We start from the raw sequence: 26,716 nt of genomic DNA on the forward strand, positions 1-26,716 counted from the left end.
TTCACCACGGAGACACAGAGGCACGGAGATGTAAGGATTGACGATTGACGATTGACGACTGAGGCGAACGACGGCGGGATGTTTCACGCAAAGAACGCAAAGAGCGCGAAGGGTTATAAAATTGCAGGTTAGCAAGTTGACAGGTTTGTGCGAACTCAAAACTCAACATTCAACATTCAGAACTTGCAACCTGCCAACTGCATACTGCCGACTGCTGGCGCATGCGCTTCACCCCGTCACCCTTTCACCCCTTCACCTTGCCACCTCCCCGCCTACACGCCGCCTTTGTTCGCCAGCCGTGCGCGGAACTCGTCCCACATCTCGCGCTCGTGGGCGGTGCGGGCCTTGCGCGCCACGTCGAGCGTGTCGTTCGCCAGCTGCCGAATGCCGTCGCGCGAGTCTTCCAGCGTGCCGCGAATGCCCTGGCGCGTGGCCGAGCCCGAGCGCGGCGCGGTCAGGATCACGGTTGCCGCGCCAATGGCCGCGCCAATCGCAAAGCCCAATAGAAAACGTCCCATTGCGTGCTCCTTTTCCTGTATGAGAAGCGGGCTGCGCCAATTTCGAATGTTTGAACGATCACCACCAGGGCACCAAAATTCATCCACAGATTTCGCAGATTACGCAGATTATAGACCTCATATCTATGGAATTTGCATCATCTGTGGATACATCTCGTTCTCATTCCAATGCTGACATTGCCCTGTCGTGGTTCAGAATAATTCTGTGCGCGGCGCCGGGAAGCAAGCTCCACAGCGCCGCGCACATCATACACCAAATTTCCTACGCCCGCGCGTCGATCTCGCCCCGCGCCCGCGCAATGAACGCGTCCAGCGGCATCGCGCCCAGGTCTTCGCCGCTGCGCAGGCGCACCGCCACCGCGCCGGCTTCCTGCTCTTTGCCACCCACCACCAGCATGTATGGCACTTTCTGCAGCTGCGCGCGGCGGATCTTGGCCTGCATGCGATCCTTGCTTTCGTCCAGCTCAACGCGCAGGCCGGCAGCTTCGAGCTTCTGCTTCACTTCGCGGCCATACACGCCGTGCTTTTCATCCGAGATCGGGATGATCTGCGCCTGCACGGGCGCGAGCCATGCCGGGAATGCGCCCGCAAAGTGCTCGATAATCACGCCCAGGAAGCGCTCCGTCGAGCCCGTCACGGCGCGGTGGATGAGCACGGGCGTGTGCGCCTGCCCGTCCTCAGCGATGTACTCCACGCCCAGGCGCGCCGGCTGGATGAAGTCGATCTGGATCGTGGAAAGCTGCCACTCGCGGCCCAGCGCGTCCTTCGCCATGAAGTCGGCCTTCGGGCCATAGAACGCTGCCTCGCCCTCAACCGCCTCGTAGGCTACGCCATTCGTGTCGAGCGCCGTTTTGAGCGCGGCAATCGCCTTCTGCCATTTCTCGTCGTCGCGCACATACTTGCCCTCGGCGGCCGGCAACGAAAGCTGCACGCGGTAATCCGTCATCTGGTAGGCGGCCAGCACCTCGCGAATGAGCTGCAGCGCCAGGCTGAACTCTTCCTGAATCTGGTCTTCCGTGCAAAACACATGGCAGTCGTCCTGCGTCAGCGAGCGCACGCGCGTCAGGCCGCTGAGCGTGCCCGTCGGCTCGTAGCGGTAGAGCGTGGCGAACTCGGCAAAGCGCAGTGGCAACTCGCGGTACGAGTGCACGCCCATTTCCTTGAACAGTGTCATGTGGCTCGGGCAGTTCATCGGCTTGAGCCGGTAGACCACGCCTTCATCTTCCATCGGCGGGAACATGACGTCGGAATAGTTCTCGTAGTGGCCGGATTTGTGGTACAGCGTTTCCTTGACCATGTGGCCCGTCCAGACGTGCTGGTAGCCATAGCGCGTCTGCGTGTCGCGCACAAACTTTTCCATCGTGTAGCGCAGCAACTCGCCTTTGGGCGTGAACAGCGGCAGGCCCGGCCCAACGTCTTCGGAGAAGAAGAACAGCCCCAGCTCTTTGCCGAGCTTGCGGTGATCGCGGCGCTTGGCTTCTTCCAGCCGGAACAGGTAGGCATCCAGCTCGTCCTTGCTGTTCCAGGCCGTGCCGTAGATCCGCTGCAGCATCGGTTTTTCAGAATCGCCGCGCCAGTATGCGCCAGCCACGCTCAGCAGCTTGAAGCCATCCGACGGCACTCCGCCCGTGCTCGCCACATGCGGGCCGCGGCACAGGTCTTCAAACGTGTCGTGCTTATACGTCGAGATCACCGTGTCGCCGTGGTGCGTTTCGCCATACTCGTCGAGGCCATGCGCCAGCCCGTCGATCAATTCAACCTTGTAGGGCTGACTTTTGAACAGCTCGCGCGCGGCGGCGGCGCTGACCTCGCGATACTCGAAGGGGTGGTTTTCCCTGATGATCCGGCGCATGCGCTCCTCGATCGCCGCCAGATCTTCGGGCGTGAGCGAGCGCGGCAGGTCGAAATCGTAGTAGAAGCCATCCTCGATCGGCGGGCCAATCGCGATCTTGCCTTCGGGGAACTCCTCCAGCACGGCCTCGGCCATGATATGCGCGGCCGAGTGGCGTAGTTTGTAATATGGATCTTTGTCGGGTGAAACTGGCATGGCAGGCTCCTTTATTCGATATACGATTGACGATTTTGGATTTATGATTGAGCTGTTTCGCCTAACCCAATCGTAAATAGTTTATTCGCTGGTGACGACGATGGCGCCCTGCTCGACGCGCACCGCCGTGATTGTGCGGCCCTGAATGGCAAGCTGGTCGTTGAGCTGCCGTTCCAGCGAGGCGGTCAGCGAGGGTAGCGACACCACCTGCCCGAGCGGGCCACTCAATGTCGGGGCGACGGCGATGATGCGCCCATCCTGCACGGCCAGCCCAAGCTTGGCGGTGCTGGTCGTTCCAAGCGCGCGCAGGTCGGCCTGCACCTGGCCCGGCACGAAGTGCACGGTGATGCTCTCAATCGGCTTGAAATCGTCGGATCGGCTGGCCAGAAATTCATTCGCCTGCGCCTCGGTCACGCGCACCTCGCCGGAAGGCAGCGCGGCAATAGCGGTCGGCAGGGTGCTTTGCGCGGCCTGATCGACCTGCTGCTGCACATCGCCGTTGTCGCGCAGCTGGCTGCCAATCTGGTCGCCCAGGTAGCGGCTCACCTGCGGGCGCAGAAAGAAGTAGTACAGCACGCCAGCGATCAGCAGCACCCACACCAGCGCCACGAGCGCGGCCAGGCAGCCATTGCCACGGCGGCGTCGCTCGGGCGGGCGGCTTGTTCGGTAACTCATTACATCCCCTTGTGATAACAAAAAACCCTCGCCCCGCGATCGGGACGAAGGCATGCTTCGTGGTTCCACCCAAACTTTATTTCAGTTCAGCGATAGCTGTGCGCAGCACGCGCTACCGAAAACCTGAAATCTCAGGGCCATATAACGGTGGCTGGCCGCGCTGCCTTAGTAGCCGGGGTGTTCAGGCAGCGGCTCGGAGGTGGTATCATCCTGGCTCGGGGCCGGTCGCGCTCGCAGTCGGTGGCGCTTCCTCTCTGGGGGCTGTGGCCAGGCGATGTGTCCTCGTCAAAGCATTTGATATTGCGTGGAATCATAGCACGCGTCTTGCAGATGTCAAGTCGTTCGCAGGGCGGAGATGGCGGCGGGCAGTAGGCAGTAGGCAGTTGGCAGGTTGCAAGTTCTGAATGTTGAATGTTGAATGCTGAGTTTTGAGTTCGCACAAACTTGTCAACCTTCTAACCTGCCAACATATAACTCGATGTCTCCGTGCCTCTGTGGTAAAATTTCTCGTCGTCTCGCCAACCCATACTGTATGACCGAAAGGCGCGCACCAATGGCAAACAACAAGCGGCAACGAAGCCAGGCCCGGGCCAAGCACACGCACCGCTCGCTTAACCGCGCCGCAATCAGCGGCAAGCCCACCGAGGACGAACGGCTGCTCGCCACGCCGCCCGCCCAACCCGAGTTCACCCACTCCGACCCCTGGCGCGTGCTGCGGATCATGGGCGAGTTTGTCGATGGCTTCGACGCGCTGGCCGGGCTGGGCGACGCAGTGACGATCTTTGGCTCAGCGCGCGTGCGCGAGGGCGACGCCATGTACGAGGCGACGGTGGAGACGGCGCGGCTGCTGGGCGAGGCCGGCCTGACGATCATCACGGGCGGCGGGCCGGGCATTATGCAGGCGGGCAACAAGGGCGCGCGCGCCGCTGGCGCGAAGTCGGTGGGCCTGAACATCGAGTTGCCGTTCGAGCAGAACGTCAACCCGTATGTCGATATCGCCATTGAGTTTCGCTACTTCTTTGTGCGCAAGACGATGTTTGTGAAGTATGCGCAGGCCTTTGTGATCTTTCCCGGCGGCTTCGGCACCATGGACGAGCTGTTCGAGGCGCTGACGCTCATCCAGACCGGCAAAGTTCAGAATTTCCCGGTGATCCTGTTTGGCACCGCCTACTGGCAAGGGCTGATCGACTGGCTGCGCGCGACGATGCTGCCCGAGAAGAAGATCGCCGAGCCAGATCTCGACCTGCTGGTGCTGTGCGATTCGCCCGAGGAAGTGCGCGACCTGATCGTTAAATCGATTCGCGAGCGGCGCTGGCGCAGCGAGCACGAGGCCGCCGCCCGCGATGTGACGCGCCAGGTGCTGAGCGAAGAGGATGAGTAGGCGAGGGTTGAATGCTGAGTGTTGAGTTGGCAGAATTCAACCGCAAAGAGCGCAAAGGACGCGGAGCGTGACAAGATGTCGAGATGACAAGGTGAAGGGGTGCCTGTAGGGGCGAAGCTCGCCTGCCCTGAGCGCGGCCTGCAGAACAATTGAACACTCATATGCTGGCGAGAAGGCGTTGCAGCGCGGAAAATTCAACTGCCTACTGCGTCCTGCCGACTGCAAACTGCTGTAAATCTTCGCGCTCTTTGCGTCCTTTGCGGTTCATTACACATTTGTCGCGCGGTCATAACAACCTGCAACCTGCAACTTGCAAACATGTAACCCTCGGTGGTTTGGCTATTCCTACAGCGCGGCGAACAGGTCGACCACGGTGCCATCGGGGTCGGCAACCTGGGCGTAGCGCTGGCCCCAGAAGGCATCCCACGGCTCCTTGTGGCCGCTATACCCCGCCGCGACAATCTGCGAGTACAGGGCGTCCACCTCGGCCGGGCTGTCACATTTGAAGGCCAGCGAGATGCGGTGGCCCACTGGCGCCTGCCAGTTCGGGTAGATGTCGCGCATCATCTGCTCGCTGTCCCACGCGATGCGGTAGCCGTTCGGGGTAGAAACCTCGACGTGCGGCTCGTTGTCCTGCCCGCTGGGAATATCCAGACCAAGCAGACGGTAGAACCCCAGCGCCGCCGCCATATCGCTCACCACAATGCCGATCATATCGGGTTGAACTGCCATTGCTGCCTCCTTCTGCGGGCACCTGCGTGCGGCGCCCGGTGTGATACAAGCGTAGTGTAGCAGAGGAACGGTGACAAGAGTATGTCACCATTTTTCTCCTCTTTTTTGCCTGCGGCAGCAAGGTGTTTTCTATTCTTTTTATGTGCAGTTTTCCGCGCAAAGCGCGGAAAACTGCACATAAGAAAAAGATAAATACCGTGGTTCCCGAACCTGATGAGGGGCTGCCGAAGGCTCAGCATGCCAACTGCGTAACTCCTATAAATAGTGAGAGGTTTTCGCGCTGGGTGCGAAAACCTCTCATCAAACCCACTTTCCTGAACCATACGAAGCAGAAAACTACTCCATCATCACGGCCGGCGCGGGGCCGTTGGTGCGGCGCAGCGGCAGCTCGGGGATGAACAGGGCGATGATGAATGCCAGCAGCACCAGCGGAATGGCGTACCAGTAGAGCTGCGTGACGCTCTCGGTGAAGGCTTGCTTCACGCCCGCGCTGATCTCGCTGCCAAGCTCCATTCCCTGCGCCTGCGCATCGGCCTCGGCGGTGTCGAGCGCGGCGAGCGCCTGCGCCAGCGCCTGCTTGCGCGTGGCTTCGGGCAGCTTGGCCGCCAGCAGCTGGCGCAGCGAGTCGGGCGTCTGCGGGTTCGCGCTCAGCTCCTTGATCGCGGCTGGGTCATTCTCGCCCAGGGCCTTGGTGAGCAGTGCGCGCTGCGCGTCGAAGCGCTGGCTGATCGCGTCGGCAATGCGCTGCTCGGCAGAAACCGGCTCGCCGGCCGCGCCCTCGCTGGCGGTGCCATTTTTCAGCTTGCTGGTGTCGAACTGCGCCGCCATCTCGGCCGGCAGCTTGGCCTTCACCGGCGCGAGGTTCGCTTCGATTGAGCTGGTGAGCGTGGTGGTGAGGATCGCGCCAAAGATCGCCGCGCCCAATACCTGCCCAAGCTGCTGAAAGAACTGCCGCGCCGCCGTAGCCGTGCCGATGTTCTCAAAGGGCACCGCATTCTGAAGCGCCAGAGTGAGCGTTGGCATGGCCGGCCCAAGGCCCACGCCGAGCACAATCATGCGCCAGCGCACGTCGGCCAGCGTGGTGTTGACATCCAGCGTCGTCAGCCACCAGTAGCCAACCGCCATCAGCAGCAGGCCGCCGAGCACCATGAATTTGTAGCGGCCCATGCGCTGCACGATCTGCGACGAGACGATCGAGCTGATGACCATGCCGCCCATCAGCGGGATGAGCGTGCTGCCAGCGGCGGTGGCGCTGACGCCCAGCACATTCACCAGGTAGAGCGAGAGGAACAGCACGGCAGTGAACAGGCACGCGCCCAGCAGCGGCGAGGCCAGCATGGTCAGCGCGAAGGTGCGGTTGCGGAACAACTGCAAGGGCAAAATTGGCCCGGCCGCGCGGCGCTCGACAGCGACGAACAGCACCAGGCCGACCACCGCCAGGGCCAGCATGCCCAGGATCAGCGGCGAAGTCCACGGGTGGATGGTTTTGTCGAGCGTGAGCGCGAGCAGCATGGGCACTACCGCCAGCATCAGCGTCGCCGCGCCCAGGTAATCGACCGGGGTGCGCAGGCCGCTGTGCATCCGCGGCATTTTCAGCATAATGAACGCCAGCGCCAGCACGCCGAGCGGCAGGTTCACATAAAACACCCAGCGCCAGCCCGGCCCGTCGGTCAGCAGGCCGCCAACAAACGGCCCGATTACGCTGGCGAGGCCGAACACGCCCATGAAAATGCCCTGGTAGCGCGGGCGCTCAGCCGGCACAAACAGGTCGGCTGGAACGGCAAAGGCGGTGGACGTGAGCGCGGCCGCGCCAAAGCCCTGAATGCCGCGAAATACCACCAGCATGAGCATTGTTGGCGCAATGCCGCACAGGATCGAGCCAAGCAGAAAGACCACAATGCCGAAGATCAGAATGATCTTGCGGCCATACAGGTCGGAAAGCTTGCCATAGATCGGCACCATCGCCGTACTGGCGAGCAGGTACGAGGTCGTCACCCACGAAAGCAGGTCGAGCCCTTGCAGCTCGGCCACGATGCGCGGCATGGCGGTGGAGACGATGGTCTGGTCGAGCGCGGCCAGCAGCAAGCCAAGCAGCACGCCCACCAGAATGACGGCCTTGCTGCGCCCGTCGAGCGTGCTGGCATAATCGATGCGCTGCGGCGTGGGCAGCGCCTGGGTGGTTGTCGCCATAACAGGGCGTTCCTTTCATCGGTACGAAAAACAGCGCTGTGCCGGGCATGCGCGCAGCATACACATGCGGCGGAATGCCTACGGGCCAGCGCTGGCGCGGAATGCATTTTCTAGGAGTTGAGCCGGATTCGTTCGAGCACCAATTCCAGCACGCCTTCGAGCTGCTCGCGCAGATCGTCGGGCAGGCTGGTGAGGATCGGGTCGGTTTCGGCAAGGCGGGCGGCCACCAGGCGTTCGATCAGCCCCTGGCCGCTGGGCGTCAGCGCCACCAGCTTCTGGCGGCGGTCGGATGCGTCTTCGGTGCGCGCCACAAAGCCAAGCTGAACCATACGGTCGACAAGGTGGCTGGTGGCGGCCAGCGACAGGCGCAGGTTGTCGGCCAGGGCCGAGATTGTTAATGCCCCGCGCTTGCCCAGCAGATGCAGTGTCACCATCTGCGGCATCGAGAGATTTGCCTCGCACATGACGCGCAGGTTTTCGCCTGCCGAGCGATGCAAAATGTAACTTATCAGCTCGCGCAGCAGGGCCGATGTCCGTGTGCTGGCCGGCGGCGCGCTCACATCCTCCATAATCATTCCAATCATTGAATAGTTCGAACTTTCGAAGTATATCACCCTTTGAATGATTGTCAAGTTCGAACTAATTTTCAGCAACGTTACAATAGGAACCGAGCTGTCCACAGATTACACAGATTACGCAGATAATAAGAGCCATAATCTGTGTCATCTGTGTAATCTGCGGATGAATTTGGAACCTTGACATAGCTCTGAGAGCGTGGAGCAAATCCTGCAACCGCCATACCTACGGGGTATAATAGCGCCGGCGCGCTCAACGCCCGCGCAAGCAACAGGAAAAGGAAAACCACTATGGCAATGAAACTTCGGCCGGAAACGGCGCTCACCTTCGACGATGTGCTGCTGGTGCCGAAACGCTCATCGATCCGCTCGCGCCACGCTGTCACGACGCAGACGCAGTTCAGCCGCTCGATTGGGCTGGCGGTGCCGCTGATCTCCGCGAATATGGACACGGTGACCGAGGCGGCGATGGCGCTGGCGATGGCGCGCATGGGCGGCATTGGCGTGATCCACCGCTTTATGACAAGTGAGCGCCAGGCCGCCGAGGTCGAGCGCGTGAAGCGCGCCGAGGGCTTTATGGTCGAGCAGCCGCACAGCATCCCGGCCGACGCCACCGTGCAGGAAGCGCGCGCCCAGCTTGCGCGCCACGATATTGGCGGGCTGCTGGTGTGTGGCCCGGGCGACGAGATCGTGGGCCTGGTGACGACACGCGATCTCTTGTTCGAGCCCGACGCCAATCGCCCGGTGCGCGACGTGATGACGCCACGCGAGCGGCTGGTGACGGGCGACCCAAGCGGCTCGATCGACGATGCGCGTAATATGCTGCGCAGCCACCGGCTGGAAAAGCTGCCGGTCTTTGACCGCGAAGGCGCGCTGCAGGGCCTGATCACCGCGCAGGACATTATCAAGATCGAGCAGTGGCCGCAAGCGACGAAAGACTCGCGCGGGCGCTTGCGCGTGGCCGCCGCCGTTGGCATTCGCCCCAGCGACATGGATCGCGCGGCGGCATGTGTGGCGGCCGGCGCTGATGCGCTGGTGGTCGACATCGCGCACGGCCACTCCGACGGCGCGCTCGACATGGTGCGCGCGCTCAAGCAGCGCTTCCCGAACGTCGATGTCGTGGGCGGCAACGTCGCCACCGCCGAGGGCGTGCGCGACATGGTGCTGGCGGGCGCGGACGCGGTGAAAGTGGGCGTTGGCGCAGGCTCGATCTGCATCACGCGCATCGTCACCGGCTTTGGCGTGCCGCAGCTCACCGCCGTGGCCGAATGCGCCGAAGCCGGGCGCGGGCTGGGCGTGCCAGTCATTGCCGACGGCGGCATCCGCACCTCGGGCGACATTACCAAGGCGCTGGCGGTGGGATCGAGCACGGTGATGCTTGGCAGCCTGCTGGCCGGCACCGACGAAAGCCCGGGCGCGAATGTGGTGCGCGGCGGGCGGCGCTATAAAGTCGTGCGCGGCATGGCGTCGCTCACCGCCAACATCGACCGGCAGGCCGTCGAAGCGCACCGCGAAGTCGACCCGGAGGATTGGGAGCGCGTGGTGCCCGAGGGCGTCGAGGCAATGGTGCCCACGCGCGGCCCGGTGAAGGATGTCGTCTATCAGCTGGTTGGCGGCCTGCGCTCGGGGCTGAGCTATGCCGGCGCGGCAACTATTGCCGAGCTGTGGGACAACGCCGAGTTTGTGCGGATCACCTCGGCGGGCAAGCAGGAAAGCGGCGCGCACGATGTCGAAACGCGCTAGCGTGCCCTGACAACCGAAAACCGGCGACCGACGAACGGCCAATCACTTGATTGGTCGTTCGCCGTTTTTACGACTCTCCATCAGAATCTGCTTTTTCTTCACCATAGGTAGTACGTGGCTCAGGAAGTACCACGCCTTTCTTCACAGTCCATAGCGTTCCAATGCGCAAATCTTTGTGCACCGCTAGGCGGCTAGTACCACCGCACAACACATGGCCTACCAGGCCATAGGACTGAATCGCTGTTGTACGACACAAATACGCAGGAATACAGTCGTATAGCTTGCTATGTGCAGGCGCATCACGAGATTGGAGACTTCAATGCTTCGTTTTCGCAACCTCTCCACCCGTACACTCGCTCTGTTTGGCCTGGTGCTGCTCCTTTCGCTGGCTGCCTACGGCTTCGCAGCAAGCAACACCGTCCCGGCGACGGCGGCAGGCGATGGGCAAGGCACCATCAGCGGCTACACGGTGTCGAGCATTTCGTACACGCTCAACGCCACCACGCCCTCAACGATCGACAGCGTGAGCTTCTCGATTTCGCCCACCTCGGGTGGCAGCGCCCCCGCAACCGTGAAAGCCAAACTGGTGAGCGGCAGCAGCACCTGGTTTAGCTGCTCGAACACGTCTGGCACGACCTGGAGCTGCACCCTGACCGGCATCACGGCCAGCGCCGCCGACGAGCTGCGCATCATTGCGGCCCAGTAAGATGAGCAAAGCGCGGCGCCAGAGCTCCACGCTCGTAACCGGAAGCATGATCGTGCTTTTGCTTGCAGCCTGGCTTGCGCTGGCGCCGCCGCAGCTGGGTGGCAGCACACGCCTGATTATCATCAACGGCAACAGCATGGAACCGGGCCTGCACCGCGGCGACCTGGTATTTGTACGGGCCGCCGACAGCTACACAATCGGGCAGATTGCGACCTACCAGCACCCACAGATCGGGCCGGTGATCCATCGCATCGTTGGGCGCGACGGACCACGCTACATCTTCAAGGGCGACCATAACGACTGGATCGACTCATACCACCCTGCCGAACGTGAGCTTCTGGGCGCCTACTGGCTGTACGTTCCAAAGGTCGGCAGCGCCATCGAGTGGCTGCGGGTGCCCGCGCATATGGCGTTGCTGGTATTTCTGATCGGGGGAACGAGTATGCTGACCACTGCACACGAACACGAGCGCCGGCGCCAGCGCCTGCAACGCTACGCCGAGGAACTGCGCGCCAGCGCGCCCGCGCCGCAGCGCCCACGCCGGCAGGCGGCCACCCGCGCCGCGCCCAGCCAGCTGCCCGCCCCGGGCGGTATGCAGCGCGGCAGCCTCGAAATCGCCCAGATCGCCATTTTTGCACTTCTCGGCGCGGCACTGCTGCTGGCCGGGCTAGCCTTCACGCGCCCAACCGAGCGCAGCGCCGACAGCCCGCTTCCCTACATGCAGCGCGGCATTTTCAGCTACAGCGCATCCGCGCCCGGCAGCGTGTACGACACCGGCGCGGCGCAGTCGGGCCAGCCAATTTTCCGCGCACTGGTGCGCCAGGTGCCGTTTGAATTCCACTACAGCGCCAGCGCCGAACAGCCACACCAGTGGGGCGGCAGCTACCGCCTGCTTGCCGAGCTCGGGGCAAACGACGGCTGGAAGCGCACGCTCGAATTGCAACCGCGCACCAGCTTCACCGGCGGCCAGTTTGCCGCGCAGGGCACGCTCGATCTGGCAAGCATCAAGACACTGACCGACCAGATTGAAGCGCAAACTGGCGTGAAGCACGAATTTTTCACCGTAGCAATCTTCCCGCAGATCGAGCTGGCGGGCACGCTGGCCGGCCAGCCGCTGCGCGACACAAGCTTTGCGCCGCGCCTGCGCTTCCGCCTCGACGACCTTGAAATGCAAGTGCAGCGCGACACCACCAGCGATGCCGACCCGTTTGCGCCGGCGCAGGATGGCGCGCTGCCGCATATGGTTGTAGAGCCGAACACCATTGCACTGTTCGGCTTGCAGCTTGGTGTGCTTCCCGCCCGCTGGATCGCGCTGGCGGTGGCCGTGCTGGCGCTGGCAGCGGGCGTGTGGCTGGCGCGCAAACACGCGCTCGCCGGCCTGGCCGACGAACCGGCGCGCATTCAGTTCGAGTATGGGCCGCGCCTGATTGCCGTGCAGGACAGCGACGTGCTGATTGCCGACGATACCGTCGAGGTGGCTAACTTCAGCGACCTGGCGCGGCTGGCCGAGCGCGAAGAACGCATGATCCTGTACGAGCGCTGCGGCCCCATTCACCATTATGTCGTGCAGATCGCCGGCACGCGCTACCACTACCGCGTGGTTGAGGCGAGCAGCGTACCCCGCGAGGCACGTGTATGATGCACCGATTCTTGCGCGGCGTGGCACTGGGCGCGCTGCTTGTGCTGCTGGTGAGCATTGGCGTGGCCTCGGCCACAGCCAATAGCGTGCCAAAATCCGGCGTGGGCAGCTTTACGCAAATCATCAACGCCAATGCGCTAAAGCCCGCCATATGCAGCGGTCTCAATCTCAGCTCGGTAGTGACGGGGAGCGGCATTTTCCTGGGAAACAGCGGCAACACGCTCATCCTCGGCAGTTCCGGCATCGACACGATTACGGGCGGCAGCGGGGCCGATTGCATTCTGGGCGGCGGCGGCGCGGATGTGCTCGACGGCGGGGCGGGCAACGATGTGCTGATTGGCGGGCCAGGGCTCGACATATGCACCGGCGGCCTGGGTACCGACACCTTCGACGCCTCGTGCGAGACGCAGATTCAGTAAGATGGGGACCGAGAACCGACGAAGGGCATATTGCTATACGCCCAGACCGGGAACCGACGAAGGGCGTATTGCTATACGCCCAGACCGGGAACCGACGAAGGGCGTATTGCTATACGCCCAGACCGCAGAACCAAGAACCGCGGAACTCATAACTTTCTAACCTGCAAACTTGCGACATGCAACCGCAAAACCAATTGGCGCACAGCCACGCGGGCATCTGCGGCCGGGCTGGCACACAGCGCACGCCCGCGCCACGCGAACAACGCTCACGCTGGCACTGGCTTCTTTTCCCCTATTGTAAACAGCAGATTAGTTTAGCCACAGAGTGCACTGAGGTCACCGAGTTAGGTTTCTTGCTCAGTGCTCTCTGTGTGCTCTGTGGCTCAGTTGTTGTGCTTTCGGGATAGTAAACCTGATACGCCGCTGAAGAACCGCACAAAGGGGTTGGCAAGAAGCACGCGAACCGCTATACTAGCGCCGTGAAGAAGCGACGACGGACGCGAGCGGAGGTGCAAGGAGCCAATAACGGGAAGCCAAGCGCATGAGCTGAGGCGCATGCTTCAGCCGACGAGGTGGAGGTTCCCTGGCGCGAGCCGGGGCTAATGCGGGCCTGAGTGCAGTAACGGAGCGCTCAGCAGCCGCAAAAAATCGACAGATCAGCGGATGCCTCCCAGGCGCGCCACCGCCTGCAAGCGGCCAGCCAAACCTGCCCGGCGACGGGCGGAACAACGCGGCCAGCAGTGAGCACCACAAGCAGTTGCAGCATTCCCGGGCCACTTTTGCGTCCCCTGGCCCGCGCTGCACAATCCCTTTTTGTCGCGCCGTATCGATGACGATCGCCGTTTCGCACGGTTGATTGTGGTATGCGCAAGCAGCAGCCCAATGCGCTGGAGCGTTTTTCGCGCTCCTTTTGCGCCGCTGTGCCAGGCTGCGCTGATATGGCTTCATTTCACTATTTCGCCAAATTCGTAAGCGAGAATACAGCACTACGGCTCCAAATACTCTGGAAAATAAATTTCCCTGCACTCAGCTTCCAGGAAGCTCAAGCCAGTTTTACTTCAATCTCATACTCAGATGAGCTTCCTGGAAGCTTGCCCGTTGTAGAAAAGAACTTTCCTTCCAGAGTGCTAAGCATCGTAGTGCTGCGGGCTCTCCCGAATTGGTTTTACAGGAGAATCCTCTATGTGCGGCATTGTTGGATACATTGGCGGGCGCGAGGCCACCGAAGTGGTGGTTGGCGGCCTGAAGCGGCTGGAATATCGCGGCTACGATTCGGCTGGCATCGCGATTGAGAACGACGGCGCGCTGCAACTGCGCCGCAGCGTTGGCAAGCTGGGCAACCTGGTTTCGCAGCTGCGCGAGCAGCCCACCCACGGCCACGCCGGCATCGGCCACACCCGCTGGGCCACACACGGCGGCGTCACCGAAGCGAACGCCCACCCGCACCGCGACGCCTCGGGCGATATTGTGGTCATTCAGAACGGCATTGTCGAAAACTACCTTGAGCTGAAGCACGAGCTGACCGCGCGCGGCCACACCTTCCACTCGCAAACCGACACCGAAGTGATTGCGCTGCTGCTTGGCGATTTCTATGCTGAAACCGGCTCGCTGGAGCAGGCCATGCGCCGCACGCTTGCGCGCCTGCGCGGCGGCAACGCGGTGGTGGCGATGTCGCGCCGCGAGCCGGGCCGCCTGGTGGCTGCGCGCCTGGGCAACGCCGGCGGCATTGTGGTGGGCCTGGGTGAAGGCGAGATGTTCCTGGCTTCGGATGTGCCCGCCATCCTCGACTACACGCAGCGCATGGTCTTCCTTGAAGATCGCGAGCTGGTAGTGCTGACGGCCGACGGCGCCGAGGTTTCGCTGCTCGACGGCACGCCCGTGCAGAAACTGCCCACCACCATGCCCTGGGACCCGGTCGCCGCCGCCAAGGGCGACTACAAGCACTTCATGCAGAAAGAAATTTTCGAGCAGCCGCGCGCACTGACCGACGCCCTGCGCGGGCGGGTCGACCTGGACGACGGCGCGGTGCTGCTCGACGACCTGCGCATGAGCGACGGCGAGCTGTGGCGTTTGGGGCGGATCTACGCCGTCGCGTGCGGCACGGCATGGCACGCCGCACTGATCGGCAAGTATATGATTGAAACGCTGGCGAAGGTGCGCGTCGATGTCGACTACGGCTCGGAATTCCGCTACCGCCAGCCACTGCTGGGCAGCGACACCCTGCTGCTGGCGATCACGCAGAGCGGCGAAACGGTTGACACACTGGCGGCAATGGAAGAAGCGCGCGCACAGGGCGTGAAGAGCGCCGCAATCGTGAATGCGGTTGGCTCGCAGGCCGCGCGCCTGGCCGACGCGGGCGCGCTCTACCTGCACGCCGGCCCGGAAATTGGCGTGGCCTCGACCAAGGCGTTCACGTCCATGCTGATGGTGCAGTATCTGCTGGCGCTGCGGCTGGCGCAGGCGCGCGGCACGCTCAAGCCCGACGAGATCCGCCAGCATTTGCAGGGGCTGGTCGAGCTGCCGGGCAAGGTTGGCGCGCTGCTGGAGAGCCAGAGCATCTACAAAGAGCTGGCCGAGCGCTACCACCGCGCCGGAGATGCGCTGTTCCTGGGGCGGCAGATCAATTACCCGGTGGCGCTGGAAGGCGCGCTGAAGCTGAAAGAGATCAGCTACATTCACGCCGAGGGCTACCCGGCCGGCGAGATGAAGCACGGGCCGATTGCGCTGATCGATGAGGACCTGCCAGTGGTGTGTGTGGCGGTGCGCGACGCCATCTACGAAAAGATGCTCTCGAATGTGGAGCAGGTGAAGGCACGCGGCGGGCATGTGATCGCGATTGCGACAGCGGGCGACACACTCATTCACAGCAAGGCCGATTATGTGATTGAGGTGCCGGAAACGCTGCCGCTGCTGACGCCGCTGCTCACCAGCATTCCGATGCAGCTGATCGCCTACCACTTCGCGCTGCGGCGCGGCGCGGATGTCGACCAGCCGCGCAACCTCGCCAAAAGCGTGACGGTGGAGTAAAGAGTTTTTGGGCAGGGCGCTGGTAGTGTGCCAGCGCCCTTCATCTTTTCGCAGCCGGCGCAGCTACGCCCTGGCGCTGCCCGTCTCGTAGATCCCGCGCACAATCCCCTCAATCGCCGGCTCTTCCAGCGTCAGGTCGCGCACGCGGTAGCGCGCCGCCACCTCGGCAATCAGCGCCGCCGCCGTGGTCGCGTCGCGGTCGAAGCGCAGCCAAGCGCGCGGCCCTTCGCGGCGCACCACCTCGGCGCGCGGCACCTCAAGCGCGCGCACGTCTTCGTCGAGATCGACCACCAGCGTGCGGCTGTGGCCGAAGCGCGCCCGCAGCTGCTCGATCCCGCCGTCGTAGATCACATGCCCGTGGTCGATCAGCACCACGCGCTGACACAAGCGCGTGATGTCCTCCAGGTCGTGCGTGGTCAGGATCACCGTCACGCCTTGCTCGCGGTTGATCTGCTGCAGAAACTGGCGGATGCGCTCTTTCGCCACCACGTCCAGCCCGATGGTTGGCTCGTCGAGAAACAGGATTTTCGGCTCGTGCAGCAGCGCGGCAGCCAGGTCGGCGCGCATGCGCTGGCCCAGTGAAAGCTGGCGCACCGGCGTTTCGAGAAACGGGCCAAGATCGAGCAATTCGGTGAACTCGTGCATGCGGGCGCGCCAGTGTTCCAGCGGGATGCGGTAGATATGGCGCAGCAGCTCAAACGACTCGATGGTCGGCAGATCCCACCAGAGCTGCGTGCGCTGCCCAAACACCACGCCGATCTGGCGCACATGCGCAACGCGCTGCTGGTGCGGCACGCGCCCATCGATCTCGATCCGCCCGCCGCTCGGCACCAGAATGCCAGTCAGCATTTTGATGGTGGTGGATTTCCCCGCGCCGTTCGGGCCAATGTAGCCAACCATCTCGCCGGCGCCGAGCGCGAACGACACGCCATCCACCGCGCTCACCTCGCGATACTCGCGCGCGAGCAGGGTTTTCACGGCGGCAAAGCGCCCACTGCGCCGCGCCGCAACGCGAAATGTCTTGCGCAGGTTTTCGACCTCGATCAGGCTCATGGTTCGCTCCTTTTCTCTGGCACACTTACATCACCGATGATGCGAGATTGTTGTCAAAGTGTATATTTTTTCCTTCGCACTACCCCGTATCATAGGCGGTATAGGCGTGTGTTTTGCTCTGCCCACCTTCCTCTAGCGTAGGAAAGAACAGCTATGGATATTACGATCTCGGCGGCATACGCAACCTCGGTCGCGCAGCTTTTCAACAAAGCCATCCAGGAGAACCCGCCACACTTGCAGGCCACGCTGCCCGCCGAGCGCTGGATGATGCCGCTTGGCGCCTACCTCGTTTCGCTCGGTTACCTTTCGCAGCATACGCTCGATCTTGTGCTTGCCGAGCAGCTCGAAGCGCGCCAGCAGGGCACGAGCCAGCCACTTGGCACGCTGCTTGTGCAGAAAAGCCTGGTTCCAGCCCAGGTTGTCGCCGCCGTCATTCTTGTGCAGATGGTCGACCGCCTGATGTTCCACGCAATCAGCACCCCCGCGCCCGAAGAAGTTGGCAGCTGATACGCTTCCAGCAGCCTTCGCATTCCACGCCTAGGTTCCTGTCGACGCATATTTCGTTACCCCCACGCGCCAGAATGCCAGCGCCACGCCAAAAAACAGCGCGGCAACGGCGGGCGCGAGCCATGCTGCCCAGGCGGGCAAGCCAAACGGGTCGGCGCGGCCAAGCACATACAGCGCGGCCGGGTAGTTCGCGAAGGCGATCGGGATCACTAGCAGGAACACATTCCGCACCAGCCCGCCGTAAATGCTCAGCGGGTAGCTCGCCGCCTCCGAGCCGCCGACGGTAAAGACATTAATCACCTCGGGCGTCTTGATCGTCCAGAAGCAGAGCGTCCCACCCATCACCACCAGGCCAATGTAGATCACCGCGCCCGACAGCAGCGAAAGCAGCAGCACCACGACTTTGTCGGCGCTCCACACGATTGGCAGGCGCAGCAGCCCGTAGCCCAGCACCGCCAGCGCCTGCGTCATGCGGCCCAGCCGCATCAGCTGAAATTCCGACGCCAGCACGCTAAAGAAGCTGCCGAGCGGGCGCGTCAAAACGGTGTCGAACGTGCCCTGCTGCATCATGCGCTCGAAGGGCGCATCGAAGCCACGCCCCACCATCTCGGCAATGCCAAAGGCCAGCGACGACAGGCCGTAGAGCAGGGCAACCTCGGCCAGCGACCACCCAGCGATGGTATTGAAGCGCGCAAGCAGGATCGCGACCGCCCCAAACTCCAGGCCCGTCACCAGCCCAAAGCCCACCAGCTCCATCCAGAACGAGGTTTTATACTGCATCTGGGCACGAATTCGCGCGCCAATCAGGCGAAAATACAGCGCGAGCATGCGACCTCCTTTGCGCAGAAAGATTCACCACAGAGACACGGAGGCACCGAGGGTTTGCAGGTTCGAATGTTTGAAAGTTGCAGGTTTCCGTAATAGCGAAGCTCGTTTTCGCCCGATGCTCCAATAGAAATTCACCGCAAAGAACGCAAAGAGCGCGAAGGGTTTGAGAAACGACAACGGACAACGTGCAACCTTCAACGTGCTACCTGCCTGCTGCTGGCGTATGCGATACGCCTCGTCACCCCGTCACCCTTTCACCCCGTCACCCTTTCACCCCGTCACCCTTTCACCCCGTCACCCTTTCACCCCGTCACCCCTTCACCGTGTCATCTTGCCTTCCCGCTCACCCGCCCTGAACAATCACTTTCTGCATTGCAGCGCGCAGCATGAAGAGGCCAAGGGCAACCAGCGCCACCACCCACGCGAGCTGTAACAGCAGCACCTGGCCCAGCGCCGCGCCTGTGATCTGCCCCAGGAAAATCTGCGCCGGCAGACCTGTGATTGCCTGGAAGGGCAGCGCGCGCGCGACCGCCGCCAGCGGGGCAGGAAAAAACGCAATCGGCAGCAGGAAGCCCGAGAAGAAGCTGAGCATGATATTGCCGATCATCATCACGCCGTTGCTGTCGAGCAGCCAGAAGGCGCTCATGTTCATAACAAAGCTGAATGCAAAGGAGAGGATGAGCGCCAGCACAAGCGTCGCAATGATACCCGGCCACTGCGCCGGCCCAGGCACATAGGCCCCAAAGTAGAGCACGCCAAGCAGGTAGGTGGTCGTGCCGCGCACCAGCAGGTTGAAGCCGCGCTCACCAATCGACTGGCTGAGCCAGTAGCCATAGAAATTCCACGGCCGCGACAGGTCGGTGATGACATCGCCTGTGCGGATGGAGGTCGTCAGTTCGCGCGAAAATACCCAGCCCGCGCCAATCGAGATCAGCGCCTGCGTGACCCACGTGTACGAAACAGCGTCGGCCAGCGTGAAGCCCGCGACTGCCCCGCCTGCGCCATACAGCGCGATAAACGTATACGAGCGGAGCACGCCGAAAAAAGCGTTGGTCAAAATTCCCGCGACATACGAGCTGCGGTAGATCGTGGCGCGCCGAAACGAGCGCCGGGCGATTTCGTAGTACAGGCGCACGCAAATACCCCCTTTTCGCTTCAAATCAGGCGCATGAGCACGCCGAAACGCGCCTGGGCAGCCCATGGGGGGCCTGCCGAGGCGCACCGTTTTCTATGTCGCGCGACTGCGCTAGAGGATACCGCAGCTTGCGGGTTGGGGCATCGGTCTTTCGGCGGAGGGTAGTGCGCGCCTATTCGTAGCGCAGCGCCTCGATCGGGGGCAGCAGTGCGGCGCGGCGGGCCGGGTAGAAGCCAAAGCCCACACCAATTACAGAGGCGAAAACCAGCGCCAGCGCCACCGCCAGCCAGGAGATTGGCGCGGCAAAGCCGGCAATCGCGCCCACCAGCAGCACCAGGCCAATCGCCAGGCTCACGCCAATCGCGCCACCCACCAGGCTGATCGCCACCGCTTCGAGCACAAACTGGCCGAGCACATCGCCGTCGGTGGCGCCAAGCGCCTTGCGCACGCCAATCTCGCGGGTGCGCTCGGTGACGGCCACCAGCATGATGTTCATGATGCCAATGCCGCCCACCACCAGGCTGATGCCCGCCACCAGCGCAATAAAGCCCGTGATCGCGCCATTGATGCCGGCCAGCACATTCAGCGCCTGGGTGGGCAGATCGAGCTGGAAGTCATCAATTGCGCCGGCCGGCACATCGCGCGACTGGCGCAGCGCGGCGGTGATCAGGCTGGCAGCGCGCTCGGTGTCCTGCTCGCTGTTTAGCCCCAGCAGAATGCTGGTCAATTGCAGGCCGCGCCCGGGAAGATCGAGATCGCCCACCAGACGCAGGCGCACCGTGCCAAGCGGCGCGTACACACGCCGGTCGGTCGAGAAGGGGCCGCCGTTTTCTTTCAGCACGCCAATCACCTGAATGGCCTGGCCATCTACCTCCACGGTTTTGCCAATGGCGGCGCGCAGCGCGTCGGGGCTTTCGCCAAACAGGTCTTTGGCCGTCAGGTAGCCAATCACGCCAACGCGGGCCAGCGCCTGCTCGTCGGCATCGGTCAGAAAGCGCCCATACGCTACCGGCGTGGTTTGCACCTGCTTGTAGGGCGCAGTTGTGCCGGTGAGCGTCGTTTCGACGGCGACGGTGCCGGCGCGCACTTCGGTGGGAAGCGCAACCTCGGGCACGATCACGCGGAAGATCGCGGGATGCTGCGCCACCAGCCGCTCAAGGGCGCGGTAATCTTCGATTGAGAGCAGGCCATAGCCCGGCACATCGCGCGCGCCTTTGGCGTTTGGGTCGCCCGGCTTCACGGCTACGCGGCGCGTGCCCAGGTCGATAAACTGCTCGAACACCTGCCCCTGCACGGCATTACCAAGCGAAAGCACCGCCACCAGCGTGCTCGCGCCAATAATAATGCCCAGCATGGTCAGCAGCGAGCGGAATTTGTTGGCGCGCAGGCTGTCGAGCGCCATGAAAAACTGTTCTTTAAGCATATTGGTGCTTCTTCTCAGGTTGTGCTAGCTGGCAATCGCCAGCGACGGCGCGACGTTGTAGTAGTCGTGCAGAATGTTCGGGCTGAGCCGCCCGTCGCGCAGGCCAATCACGCGATCCATCTGCCGGCCAATCTCGGGGTCGTGCGTCACAATGATGATCGTCATGCCCTGCTCGCGGTTGAGATCACGGAAGATCTGCATGATTTCCGCGCCGGTGCGGGTGTCGAGCGCGCCGGTAGGCTCGTCGGCCAGGATCAGGCTGGGCGCGCCGACCAGGGCCCGCGCCACGGCCACGCGCTGCTTCTGGCCGCCAGAAAGCTCGTTCGGGCGGTTGCCGAGCTTGTCGCCCAGGCCCACCGCCTCCAGCGCGGCGCGCGCGCGCTGCTCGCGTTCACGCGCATCCGTGCGGGCATACACCAGCGGCAGCTCGACATTTTTGAGCGCAGAAAGGCGCGGCAGCAGGTTGAAGTTCTGGAATACAAAGCCAATTTTGGCGTTGCGCACCCGCGCCTGCTCAAAGCGACCAAGCTGGCCCACATCCTGACCGTCGAGGTAGTAGCTCCCGCTGCTCGGGCTGTCGAGCAGGCCCAGCAGCGTCATCAGGGTGCTTTTGCCACTGCCCGAAGGCCCCATAATCGCCACCATCTCGCCGCGATGGATTTCAACCGACACGTCGTCAAGTGCGCGAAAGCTGCTGTCGCCGGTGGCAAAATCCTTGATCAGGCGCTCGGCGCGCACCACCGGCTCGGTCACATAGTCGGTGCCGGCGGGCTCGGTTATATAGTCGATCGTCATCGTCGTTCCTTTCGCGCACTTATTCTTTGACAAGCACCTGCTGGCCGTCGCTCAGCCCGCTCAAAATCTCAACCTGGTCGCTGGCGCGCAGACCAAGCTCGACCGGCTGGGTTGTGACGGTCTGCTTGCCATCCTTGCCGGTGCTCACCACGCTCACGACGTTCGCGCCATTTTCGCTGCGCACCGCCGCAGCCGGAACGTGCAGCGCGTTGTCGCGCCGGTCGCTCACGATGCTGGCGCTGGCGGTCATGCCCGGCTTGAGCGGGCGATTGCCCGGGTCGATCTCGATGGTAACCTGGTAGGACGTAACGCTCTTGTCGGCTTCCGACTGGGGCGAAATGCGGCGCACCGTGCCTTGCAGCGCCGGCGCGCCCAGCGCGTCGATCAGCACGTCGGCAGTCTGGCCTACGGCCACGCGCGCCACGTCGACTTCATCCACAGTAACTTTCACCTGGAAGCGGCTGGTGTCGAGCAGTTCAACCGGTGCTTGCTGGCCCAGCGCTTCGCCCGGCACTACGTTGACCGCCGCAACCGTGCCAGCAAATGGCGCGCGCAGGGTCGCGTCGTCGCGCTGGATGGTGGCCTGATCAAGCTGGGCCTGCGCCTGGGCGACTTTCGCCTCGGCGCGCGCCAGGTCGCTTGATTTCGGGCTGGCCAGCAGCTGGTCGAGCTGGGCCTGCGCGGCACTGACATTGCCTTCCTGCGCCTGAAGCGCGCCAGCACGCTGCGCGCCGGTAAGCTGTGCCAGGCGGGCTTCGGCGCTGGCCAGAGCGGCGCGGGCGGCGGCGACGGTTTCCGCGCCGGGGTGCAGCAGCGTGTCGAGCGTGCTTTGCGCCTGGGCTACTTTTGCCTCGGCATCTTGCAGGCCCGTGATCTCGTTCTGGCGGGCTGTGTCGTAGTCGATGCGCGCCTGGGCGAGCGCCGTGTCGGCATCCTGCATGGCGCGCTCGGCGGTGACGGCGGCGTTGGCATACGCTTCTTTGCCCGAGTCGGTCAGCGGCGCGCCGGTGCGCGGGTCCTTTTCGTCGTCCAGGGCGCGCTGACGGTCGCGCTCGGCCTGAGCGTAGGCGGCCTGGGCATCGCGCAGGGCGTTGGCACGCGTTTCAACGGCGCGGCTGGCTTGTTCTTTTGCGGCAGAAAGGGCGCTGCGCTGGCGATCAAGGTTGGCCTGGGCGGCGGTCAGCGCGGATTGCGCGTTTGCCAGCGCATCGGCGGCGGGCGTGCCACTCGCGGCAGCCAGCCGCGCGCGTGCTTCATCCACACTGGCGCGGGCGGCCTGAATGTCGGCTGGCGTGACGCTGCCCGTGGTCTGGCGCAGCGCGCCCTGCGCGGCGGCTACCTGGGCGCGGGCGGCGGCGATCTGCTCGGGCGTTGCGCCTTCCTGCAGCGCCTGAAGGTCGGCTTTTGCCTGCGAGAGCGCGGCCTCGGCAGCCGCAACCGCCGCATCGAGCTGGCGCGCATCGAGCTGTACCAGCGGCGCGCCCTGCGCTACAGAATCGCCTTCGTTCACCAGCACGTCGGTGACGCGGCCACTCGGGTTGGCAAAGGCCAGTTCGGCCTGGCGGCGCGGCTCGACCTTGCCGGTGGCGTTGATGCCAGCCACCAGCGGGCCGCGCTCGACCGCCACGACCGAGCCGCCCGCCAGCGGGTCGGCGGTGCGCGCCCCGGCAAAGCGCGCGATGAGCGCAATAATGGCGGCAAGCACCAGCACTGCGGCCAGAATGACCGGCAGCGACGGCCGCGTGAAGCGCCCGCGCAGCCGCGATTGCGGAAGGGTTGTCATTGTGTTTCTCCCTGGCCCGCCTGCGGGGCCACGCCATGCAAAAATGTTTCGACCAGCGCGGCAGGCGCGAATACCGCCGGCCGCAGCGCACCCAGCGCGGGCGGGATGCGCATGCGATCAATCTGGGCCGGGTAGCCATGAAAGGCTTCCATCAGGCCCAGAAACAGCATCGTCAGCTCGGCGGCCGAGTGGCGTGCCAATTCGCCGCGCTCAGCGCCCGCCTGCATCACATCGTGAATGGGCATAAATAAGTGCTCGTGAAAGGCCATGCCCAGCCGCGCCTGATGCTCAGCCGGCAGGTGCTCGGCCATTTCGTGGCGCAGCATGCGCATGTCGCCGTCGTCGGCGTTGAGCAGCACGCCCGCAAAGGCAGCCAGCCGCGCCGCCGTATCGCCCGAGCGGGCCAGCGCGGCGTCGAGCGCGTGGTGCAGCTTGACCAACTGCTGCAGAGCCATCTGCGTAAATAGCTCGGCCTTGTCGGGGAAGTAGTAGTAGAGCGTTGGCTTGGTTACTTCGGCGCCCGTCACAATGTCGTTGATCGACACCGCGCTGTAGCCAAGCTGCATAAACAGCCGCGCAGCCGTGTCGAGGATTTTGAGCGCCGTCGGGTTGTAGCTTGTTTCTGTCATTTCGCCCATTGCACAGGTTTTGCAATCAAAGCTTTCTTACTGACCGGTATATAAGATATCTTGTTTTCAAGATTTTGTCAATAGTTTGAAAAGAAATATGGGCAAAGAAAAACTCCCCGCGACTGACGCGAGGAGTTTTCGGGCTGTGGAGAACTGGGGCAGCTACCGCACTTGCCATAATCGGGCTGTTCCGTCGAGCGATGCGCTCAGCAGGATCGTGCCATCGGGCGAAAATGCCACATCGCTCATGGGCTCGGTGTGCCCGGTGAGCTGCATGCGGGCTTGTGGCTCGGCATCGAGCAACCAGATATCGGCCACGCAATCGTGGACAAGCGCAACCTGGCTAAGGTCGGCAGCGATCACAACCCGCTGCGCGGTGGCAGGTATTTCGCAGCGATAGGCGTGCTTCGCAATATCCCAGAAACGCACCTGCGATGACAGAATAATTGCTACAAGTGCCCCATTTGGCGCCAGGGCAATGCCTTGTGCCATAGCATCATTGTCTAGCCCAAGATCGGCAAAATTAAGCGAGACAAGCAGCGCAGCGCTGGCAACATCATAGATCTCGAGTAATTCCTCGGTCAAAATCGCAAACAGTCGCCCATCGGCAGACAAGGCCATATCATAGGTATCGAGTGAGTACGGTATCGATCCCGTCTTTTCCTGGTCGGAAAGACGATACACTTCGCATTCGCCGGCTATAATCGCGACATGCTGGCCATCGGCTAACCAGGCGAGCGAAAAGGCCTGGGCAGGTAGCGCTGGCAGCTCATGGAGCACCTGCCCATTATTGATATCGAGAATTCGCGCGCCACCATTTGATGCAACAGCCAGCATTGTTCCGTCGGGCGCAACCGCCAGGCCGGCCTGCTTGCTTGCCTGCGCGGCGAATACCTGCGCACGCTGAAGCATACCTTCGTGATACTGAAGTATTTGCAAGGTTTCGCCAAACACAGCTGCGCGCTGGCCCTCGGGCAGCCAGGCCACCGCGCTGAGCACATTACTGTGGGCAGAATTACTTGCCACGGCCCGGCCATCGGCGCTGCGCCAGGTTGCCAGCCCGGCCGGCGAGAAACCAGCCAGCATTTTGCCATCGGGGCTGAATCCCAGGCGCACAACTGGCTGCGGCAAGGGAATGGCCTTGCTGATCGAGCTTTCTTCTGCTAAACGAATCAACAGCAGCTCATCTGCGAAGGCAACCGCAAGCGCGGCGTTATCGGGCGCGAGCGCGGCATAAAGTGCTGGGCTAGGTAGCTGTGCCAGCGTCTCGATTAGCTCGCCATCGCTTATGCGCCGCTTCTGAACCACGCGTTCCCACACCAGCAGAAGCTCGTTCCCCACAAAAAAAGCACCAATGCTGCGCGAGCCTGCTTCCTGCGCAATATGCAGCAGCTGGCCATCGGAAGCGCGCCAAACCTGCGCGACATTGCTACCCAGCGCAGCCAGGAAATCGCCGTCGGGCGAGAAAGCCAGCTGGGCAATGCGCCCCTGCGCGCTGTGCAATTGCTGGAGCACGCGCCCATCCTCGGCGCCCCACAGCACAATATCGGAGCCAAAAGCACCCGCAGCGACCGCGCCACCCGGCGCAAAAACGATGGCCCGGCAGCGCTCGCTGGCGCTGTGCTGGCAGATCAGCGCGGCGGTTGCGCCCGAAAGCCGCCAGATCTGCACAAAATCTTCGGCGGCAACCACCAGGCGCTGCCGGTCGGGGCTGGGCGCCGCCGCAATGATGGGGCCAGGGAATGAGCAAAGCGTTTTGAGCGGCGCAGCATCGGCTGCGCGGTAGAGCCGCGCCTGCGTGGCGCTGATCGCCAGCACGCTTGCGCCGCCCGGCATGGCTGCCAGCCAGCGCAGCGGCTGATCGGCGCGCGCATACGCCTGTTCGGCCAGGGTAGCGGCATCGTAGCTAAATAAACCAATCGACGATGCGGCAAAAAGGCGCGACGTTTCGGCTGGCCCCCAGATCGCATCGTAGAGCCGGCCGCTGCCGTAGCGCGCCAGCGCCGCGCTGGGCTGATCGGGAACCGTAATGGTGGCCTGCTCGGTTGGCGTGCTTGGCTGCACTGGCGCGTCGAGCTCGGCCAGCGCCGCGCGGGCCTCGTCGGGGCGCTTTTCTGGGTCAAGCTCCAGCATATGAACAATCGCCCGCTCGAACTGCGGTGGAAGATCGGAGACAAACTGGCTGGGCGGTACCAGCTGCTGGCCAGCCTGGCGATCCAGCGCGGTGGCGGGCTGCCTGGCGGTCAAGAGCTGGTAGGTCGTCACCGCCAGGCTGTACAGGTCGGAACGCTGATCGGTGCGCCGGTCGCGCTGCATTTGTTCAGGGGGCGCATAATCAAGCGTCATCGCCTTGATCGAGCTCGTGTCGATGCCGCGCTTGGCGATGCCAAAATCAAGCAGCACATAGCGCCCTTCGTCGGTGCGTTTGATGTTCACCGGCTTGATATCCCGATGTACGATTTCGGCGTCGTGCAGCTGGGCCAGGTTTTCGAGCATAATGCGCAGGAAGTGCTCGACCTCGGCCGGCCGCCAGGGCCGGGGCGTGATCTGATCGAGCGTCTGGCCGCTGATATACTCCATTGCGATGTAGTAGCGCCCGCCCTCGCGCCAGTGCTCGTAGACAGCAGGAATAAAGTGCAATTGCCCAGCATGCTCGACGAGCATGTCGACTTCCCGGTGCACCTGCATTTCATCAAGTGATGAGCGCTCGATTGTTTTGATTGCGCAGCGCCGCTGTTCCTGCCGATCAAAGGCTTCGTACACCAGCCCAAAGCCGCCGCGCCCGAGATCGCGCAGCACCTGGTAGTGCCCATGCAGCATAAACACTGGCCGGCCGCACGTTGGGCAGCGCAGGTCTTCGGGCGCAAGTGGGGCTGCGCAACCGTAATAGCAAGTAAATGTGAGCATGGCG

The 26,716-nt window shown here is 63.1% G+C and carries 21 protein-coding genes; 7 read left to right on the plus strand and 14 right to left on the minus strand.

Annotation, left to right across the window (positions count from 1 at the left end):
- Nucleotides 1–272 precede the first annotated feature (272 nt).
- From M1P90_RS23710 to M1P90_RS23720, 3 genes are all read right to left on the minus strand, one after another.
- Nucleotides 273–518 carry a YtxH domain-containing protein gene (locus M1P90_RS23710; RefSeq protein ID WP_483697947.1) on the minus strand — a complete coding sequence of 82 codons (246 nt, stop codon included), beginning with the start codon at nucleotides 516–518 and terminating at the stop codon, nucleotides 273–275.
- Between the two features lie 262 nt (nucleotides 519–780).
- Entirely contained in the window at nucleotides 781–2,565 is a 1,785-nt protein-coding gene (gene thrS, locus M1P90_RS23715) for a threonine--tRNA ligase (protein WP_483697948.1), read from the minus strand.
- A gap of 81 nt (nucleotides 2,566–2,646) precedes the next feature.
- The gene (locus tag M1P90_RS23720) at nucleotides 2,647–3,240 is read right to left on the minus strand and encodes a hypothetical protein (protein WP_483697949.1); all 594 of its coding nucleotides are present in this window, start codon (nucleotides 3,238–3,240) and stop codon (nucleotides 2,647–2,649) included.
- A 553-nt stretch (nucleotides 3,241–3,793) separates the two neighbouring features.
- On the opposite strand from M1P90_RS23720, the gene M1P90_RS23725 reads away from it, so the two are divergent.
- Nucleotides 3,794–4,621, plus strand: a complete 828-nt coding sequence (locus tag M1P90_RS23725; protein ID WP_483697950.1) for an LOG family protein — start codon at nucleotides 3,794–3,796, stop codon at nucleotides 4,619–4,621.
- 345 nt (nucleotides 4,622–4,966) lie between these two features.
- Here the strand turns inward: M1P90_RS23725 and M1P90_RS23730 are convergent, their stop codons facing one another.
- From M1P90_RS23730 to M1P90_RS23740, 3 genes are all read right to left on the minus strand, one after another.
- Nucleotides 4,967–5,353, minus strand: a complete 387-nt coding sequence (locus M1P90_RS23730) for a VOC family protein (protein ID WP_483697951.1) — start codon at nucleotides 5,351–5,353, stop codon at nucleotides 4,967–4,969.
- Nucleotides 5,354–5,689: 336 nt separating this feature from the next.
- Complete coding sequence (locus M1P90_RS23735) at nucleotides 5,690–7,543, minus strand: MDR family MFS transporter (protein ID WP_483697952.1); 1,854 nt, start codon at nucleotides 7,541–7,543, stop codon at nucleotides 5,690–5,692.
- Between the two features lie 110 nt (nucleotides 7,544–7,653).
- Nucleotides 7,654–8,127 (minus strand): MarR family winged helix-turn-helix transcriptional regulator, encoded by a 474-nt coding sequence (locus M1P90_RS23740; protein WP_483697953.1) that lies wholly within the window; start codon nucleotides 8,125–8,127, stop codon nucleotides 7,654–7,656.
- A gap of 282 nt (nucleotides 8,128–8,409) precedes the next feature.
- On the opposite strand from M1P90_RS23740, the gene guaB reads away from it, so the two are divergent.
- The 5 genes from guaB (at nucleotide 8,410) to glmS (ending at nucleotide 15,652) form a co-directional block, all read left to right on the plus strand.
- On the plus strand, nucleotides 8,410–9,861 hold the full coding sequence (guaB, locus tag M1P90_RS23745; RefSeq protein ID WP_483697954.1) for an IMP dehydrogenase: 1,452 nt from the start codon (nucleotides 8,410–8,412) through the stop codon (nucleotides 9,859–9,861).
- 319 nt (nucleotides 9,862–10,180) lie between these two features.
- Nucleotides 10,181–10,567, plus strand: coding sequence for a hypothetical protein (locus M1P90_RS23750; protein WP_483697955.1), 387 nt, complete (start codon nucleotides 10,181–10,183; stop codon nucleotides 10,565–10,567).
- A 1-nt stretch (nucleotide 10,568) separates the two neighbouring features.
- Nucleotides 10,569–12,206: a signal peptidase I gene (locus M1P90_RS23755; RefSeq protein WP_483697956.1), complete on the plus strand. Its 1,638-nt coding sequence runs from the start codon at nucleotides 10,569–10,571 to the stop codon at nucleotides 12,204–12,206.
- Nucleotides 12,203–12,625: a hypothetical protein gene (locus tag M1P90_RS23760; protein ID WP_483697957.1), complete on the plus strand. Its 423-nt coding sequence runs from the start codon at nucleotides 12,203–12,205 to the stop codon at nucleotides 12,623–12,625. The genes M1P90_RS23755 and M1P90_RS23760 overlap by 4 nt, the downstream gene beginning before the upstream one ends.
- 1,182 nt (nucleotides 12,626–13,807) lie before the next feature.
- Nucleotides 13,808–15,652, plus strand: coding sequence for a glutamine--fructose-6-phosphate transaminase (isomerizing) (gene glmS / locus M1P90_RS23765; protein WP_483697958.1), 1,845 nt, complete (start codon nucleotides 13,808–13,810; stop codon nucleotides 15,650–15,652).
- 63 nt (nucleotides 15,653–15,715) lie between these two features.
- On the opposite strand, the gene M1P90_RS23770 is transcribed toward glmS, so the two are convergent.
- The gene (locus M1P90_RS23770) at nucleotides 15,716–16,705 is read right to left on the minus strand and encodes an ABC transporter ATP-binding protein (RefSeq protein WP_483697959.1); all 990 of its coding nucleotides are present in this window, start codon (nucleotides 16,703–16,705) and stop codon (nucleotides 15,716–15,718) included.
- Nucleotides 16,706–16,858: 153 nt separating this feature from the next.
- Here M1P90_RS23770 and M1P90_RS23775 point away from each other — a divergent pair, with 153 nt between their 5' ends.
- On the plus strand, nucleotides 16,859–17,212 hold the full coding sequence (locus M1P90_RS23775) for a hypothetical protein (RefSeq protein ID WP_483697960.1): 354 nt from the start codon (nucleotides 16,859–16,861) through the stop codon (nucleotides 17,210–17,212).
- A gap of 30 nt (nucleotides 17,213–17,242) precedes the next feature.
- On the opposite strand, the gene M1P90_RS23780 is transcribed toward M1P90_RS23775, so the two are convergent.
- The 7 genes from M1P90_RS23780 to M1P90_RS23810 form a co-directional block, all read right to left on the minus strand.
- Nucleotides 17,243–18,040, minus strand: coding sequence for an ABC transporter permease (locus tag M1P90_RS23780; protein ID WP_483697961.1), 798 nt, complete (start codon nucleotides 18,038–18,040; stop codon nucleotides 17,243–17,245).
- 343 nt (nucleotides 18,041–18,383) lie between these two features.
- Complete coding sequence (locus M1P90_RS23785; protein ID WP_483697962.1) at nucleotides 18,384–19,175, minus strand: ABC transporter permease; 792 nt, start codon at nucleotides 19,173–19,175, stop codon at nucleotides 18,384–18,386.
- Between the two features lie 172 nt (nucleotides 19,176–19,347).
- A complete protein-coding gene (locus M1P90_RS23790) occupies nucleotides 19,348–20,598 on the minus strand; it encodes an ABC transporter permease (protein WP_483697963.1) in 1,251 nt (416 codons plus the stop codon).
- A 24-nt stretch (nucleotides 20,599–20,622) separates the two neighbouring features.
- The gene (locus M1P90_RS23795; protein ID WP_483697964.1) at nucleotides 20,623–21,393 is read right to left on the minus strand and encodes an ABC transporter ATP-binding protein; all 771 of its coding nucleotides are present in this window, start codon (nucleotides 21,391–21,393) and stop codon (nucleotides 20,623–20,625) included.
- A gap of 19 nt (nucleotides 21,394–21,412) precedes the next feature.
- Entirely contained in the window at nucleotides 21,413–23,176 is a 1,764-nt protein-coding gene (locus M1P90_RS23800) for an efflux RND transporter periplasmic adaptor subunit (protein ID WP_483697965.1), read from the minus strand.
- Complete coding sequence (locus tag M1P90_RS23805) at nucleotides 23,173–23,805, minus strand: TetR/AcrR family transcriptional regulator (protein ID WP_483697966.1); 633 nt, start codon at nucleotides 23,803–23,805, stop codon at nucleotides 23,173–23,175. Before M1P90_RS23805 ends, M1P90_RS23800 begins: the two co-directional genes overlap by 4 nt.
- Before the next feature lie 162 nt (nucleotides 23,806–23,967).
- On the minus strand, nucleotides 23,968–26,712 hold the full coding sequence (locus tag M1P90_RS23810) for a protein kinase domain-containing protein (protein WP_483697968.1): 2,745 nt from the start codon (nucleotides 26,710–26,712) through the stop codon (nucleotides 23,968–23,970).
- Between the last annotated feature and the right edge of the window lie 4 nt (nucleotides 26,713–26,716).

This window comes from Kouleothrix sp. 19917, assembly GCF_057073505.1.

What these genes read in the sequence shown, in the direction of transcription:
- M1P90_RS23710 (WP_483697947.1), bottom strand. Translation starts at nt 518, where the DNA reads ATGGGACGTTTTCTATTGGGCTTTGCGATTGGCGCGGCCATTGGCGCG.
- thrS (WP_483697948.1), bottom strand. Translation starts at nt 2,565, where the DNA reads ATGCCAGTTTCACCCGACAAAGATCCATATTACAAACTACGCCACTCG.
- M1P90_RS23720 (WP_483697949.1), bottom strand. Translation starts at nt 3,240, where the DNA reads ATGAGTTACCGAACAAGCCGCCCGCCCGAGCGACGCCGCCGTGGCAAT.
- M1P90_RS23725 (WP_483697950.1), top strand. Translation starts at nt 3,794, where the DNA reads ATGGCAAACAACAAGCGGCAACGAAGCCAGGCCCGGGCCAAGCACACG.
- M1P90_RS23730 (WP_483697951.1), bottom strand. Translation starts at nt 5,353, where the DNA reads ATGGCAGTTCAACCCGATATGATCGGCATTGTGGTGAGCGATATGGCG.
- M1P90_RS23735 (WP_483697952.1), bottom strand. Translation starts at nt 7,543, where the DNA reads ATGGCGACAACCACCCAGGCGCTGCCCACGCCGCAGCGCATCGATTAT.
- M1P90_RS23740 (WP_483697953.1), bottom strand. Translation starts at nt 8,127, where the DNA reads ATGATTGGAATGATTATGGAGGATGTGAGCGCGCCGCCGGCCAGCACA.
- guaB (WP_483697954.1), top strand. Translation starts at nt 8,410, where the DNA reads ATGGCAATGAAACTTCGGCCGGAAACGGCGCTCACCTTCGACGATGTG.
- M1P90_RS23750 (WP_483697955.1), top strand. Translation starts at nt 10,181, where the DNA reads ATGCTTCGTTTTCGCAACCTCTCCACCCGTACACTCGCTCTGTTTGGC.
- M1P90_RS23755 (WP_483697956.1), top strand. Translation starts at nt 10,569, where the DNA reads ATGAGCAAAGCGCGGCGCCAGAGCTCCACGCTCGTAACCGGAAGCATG.
- M1P90_RS23760 (WP_483697957.1), top strand. Translation starts at nt 12,203, where the DNA reads ATGATGCACCGATTCTTGCGCGGCGTGGCACTGGGCGCGCTGCTTGTG.
- glmS (WP_483697958.1), top strand. Translation starts at nt 13,808, where the DNA reads ATGTGCGGCATTGTTGGATACATTGGCGGGCGCGAGGCCACCGAAGTG.
- M1P90_RS23770 (WP_483697959.1), bottom strand. Translation starts at nt 16,705, where the DNA reads ATGAGCCTGATCGAGGTCGAAAACCTGCGCAAGACATTTCGCGTTGCG.
- M1P90_RS23775 (WP_483697960.1), top strand. Translation starts at nt 16,859, where the DNA reads ATGGATATTACGATCTCGGCGGCATACGCAACCTCGGTCGCGCAGCTT.
- M1P90_RS23780 (WP_483697961.1), bottom strand. Translation starts at nt 18,040, where the DNA reads ATGCTCGCGCTGTATTTTCGCCTGATTGGCGCGCGAATTCGTGCCCAG.
- M1P90_RS23790 (WP_483697963.1), bottom strand. Translation starts at nt 20,598, where the DNA reads ATGCTTAAAGAACAGTTTTTCATGGCGCTCGACAGCCTGCGCGCCAAC.
- M1P90_RS23795 (WP_483697964.1), bottom strand. Translation starts at nt 21,393, where the DNA reads ATGACGATCGACTATATAACCGAGCCCGCCGGCACCGACTATGTGACC.
- M1P90_RS23800 (WP_483697965.1), bottom strand. Translation starts at nt 23,176, where the DNA reads ATGACAACCCTTCCGCAATCGCGGCTGCGCGGGCGCTTCACGCGGCCG.
- M1P90_RS23805 (WP_483697966.1), bottom strand. Translation starts at nt 23,805, where the DNA reads ATGACAGAAACAAGCTACAACCCGACGGCGCTCAAAATCCTCGACACG.
- M1P90_RS23810 (WP_483697968.1), bottom strand. Translation starts at nt 26,712, where the DNA reads ATGCTCACATTTACTTGCTATTACGGTTGCGCAGCCCCACTTGCGCCC.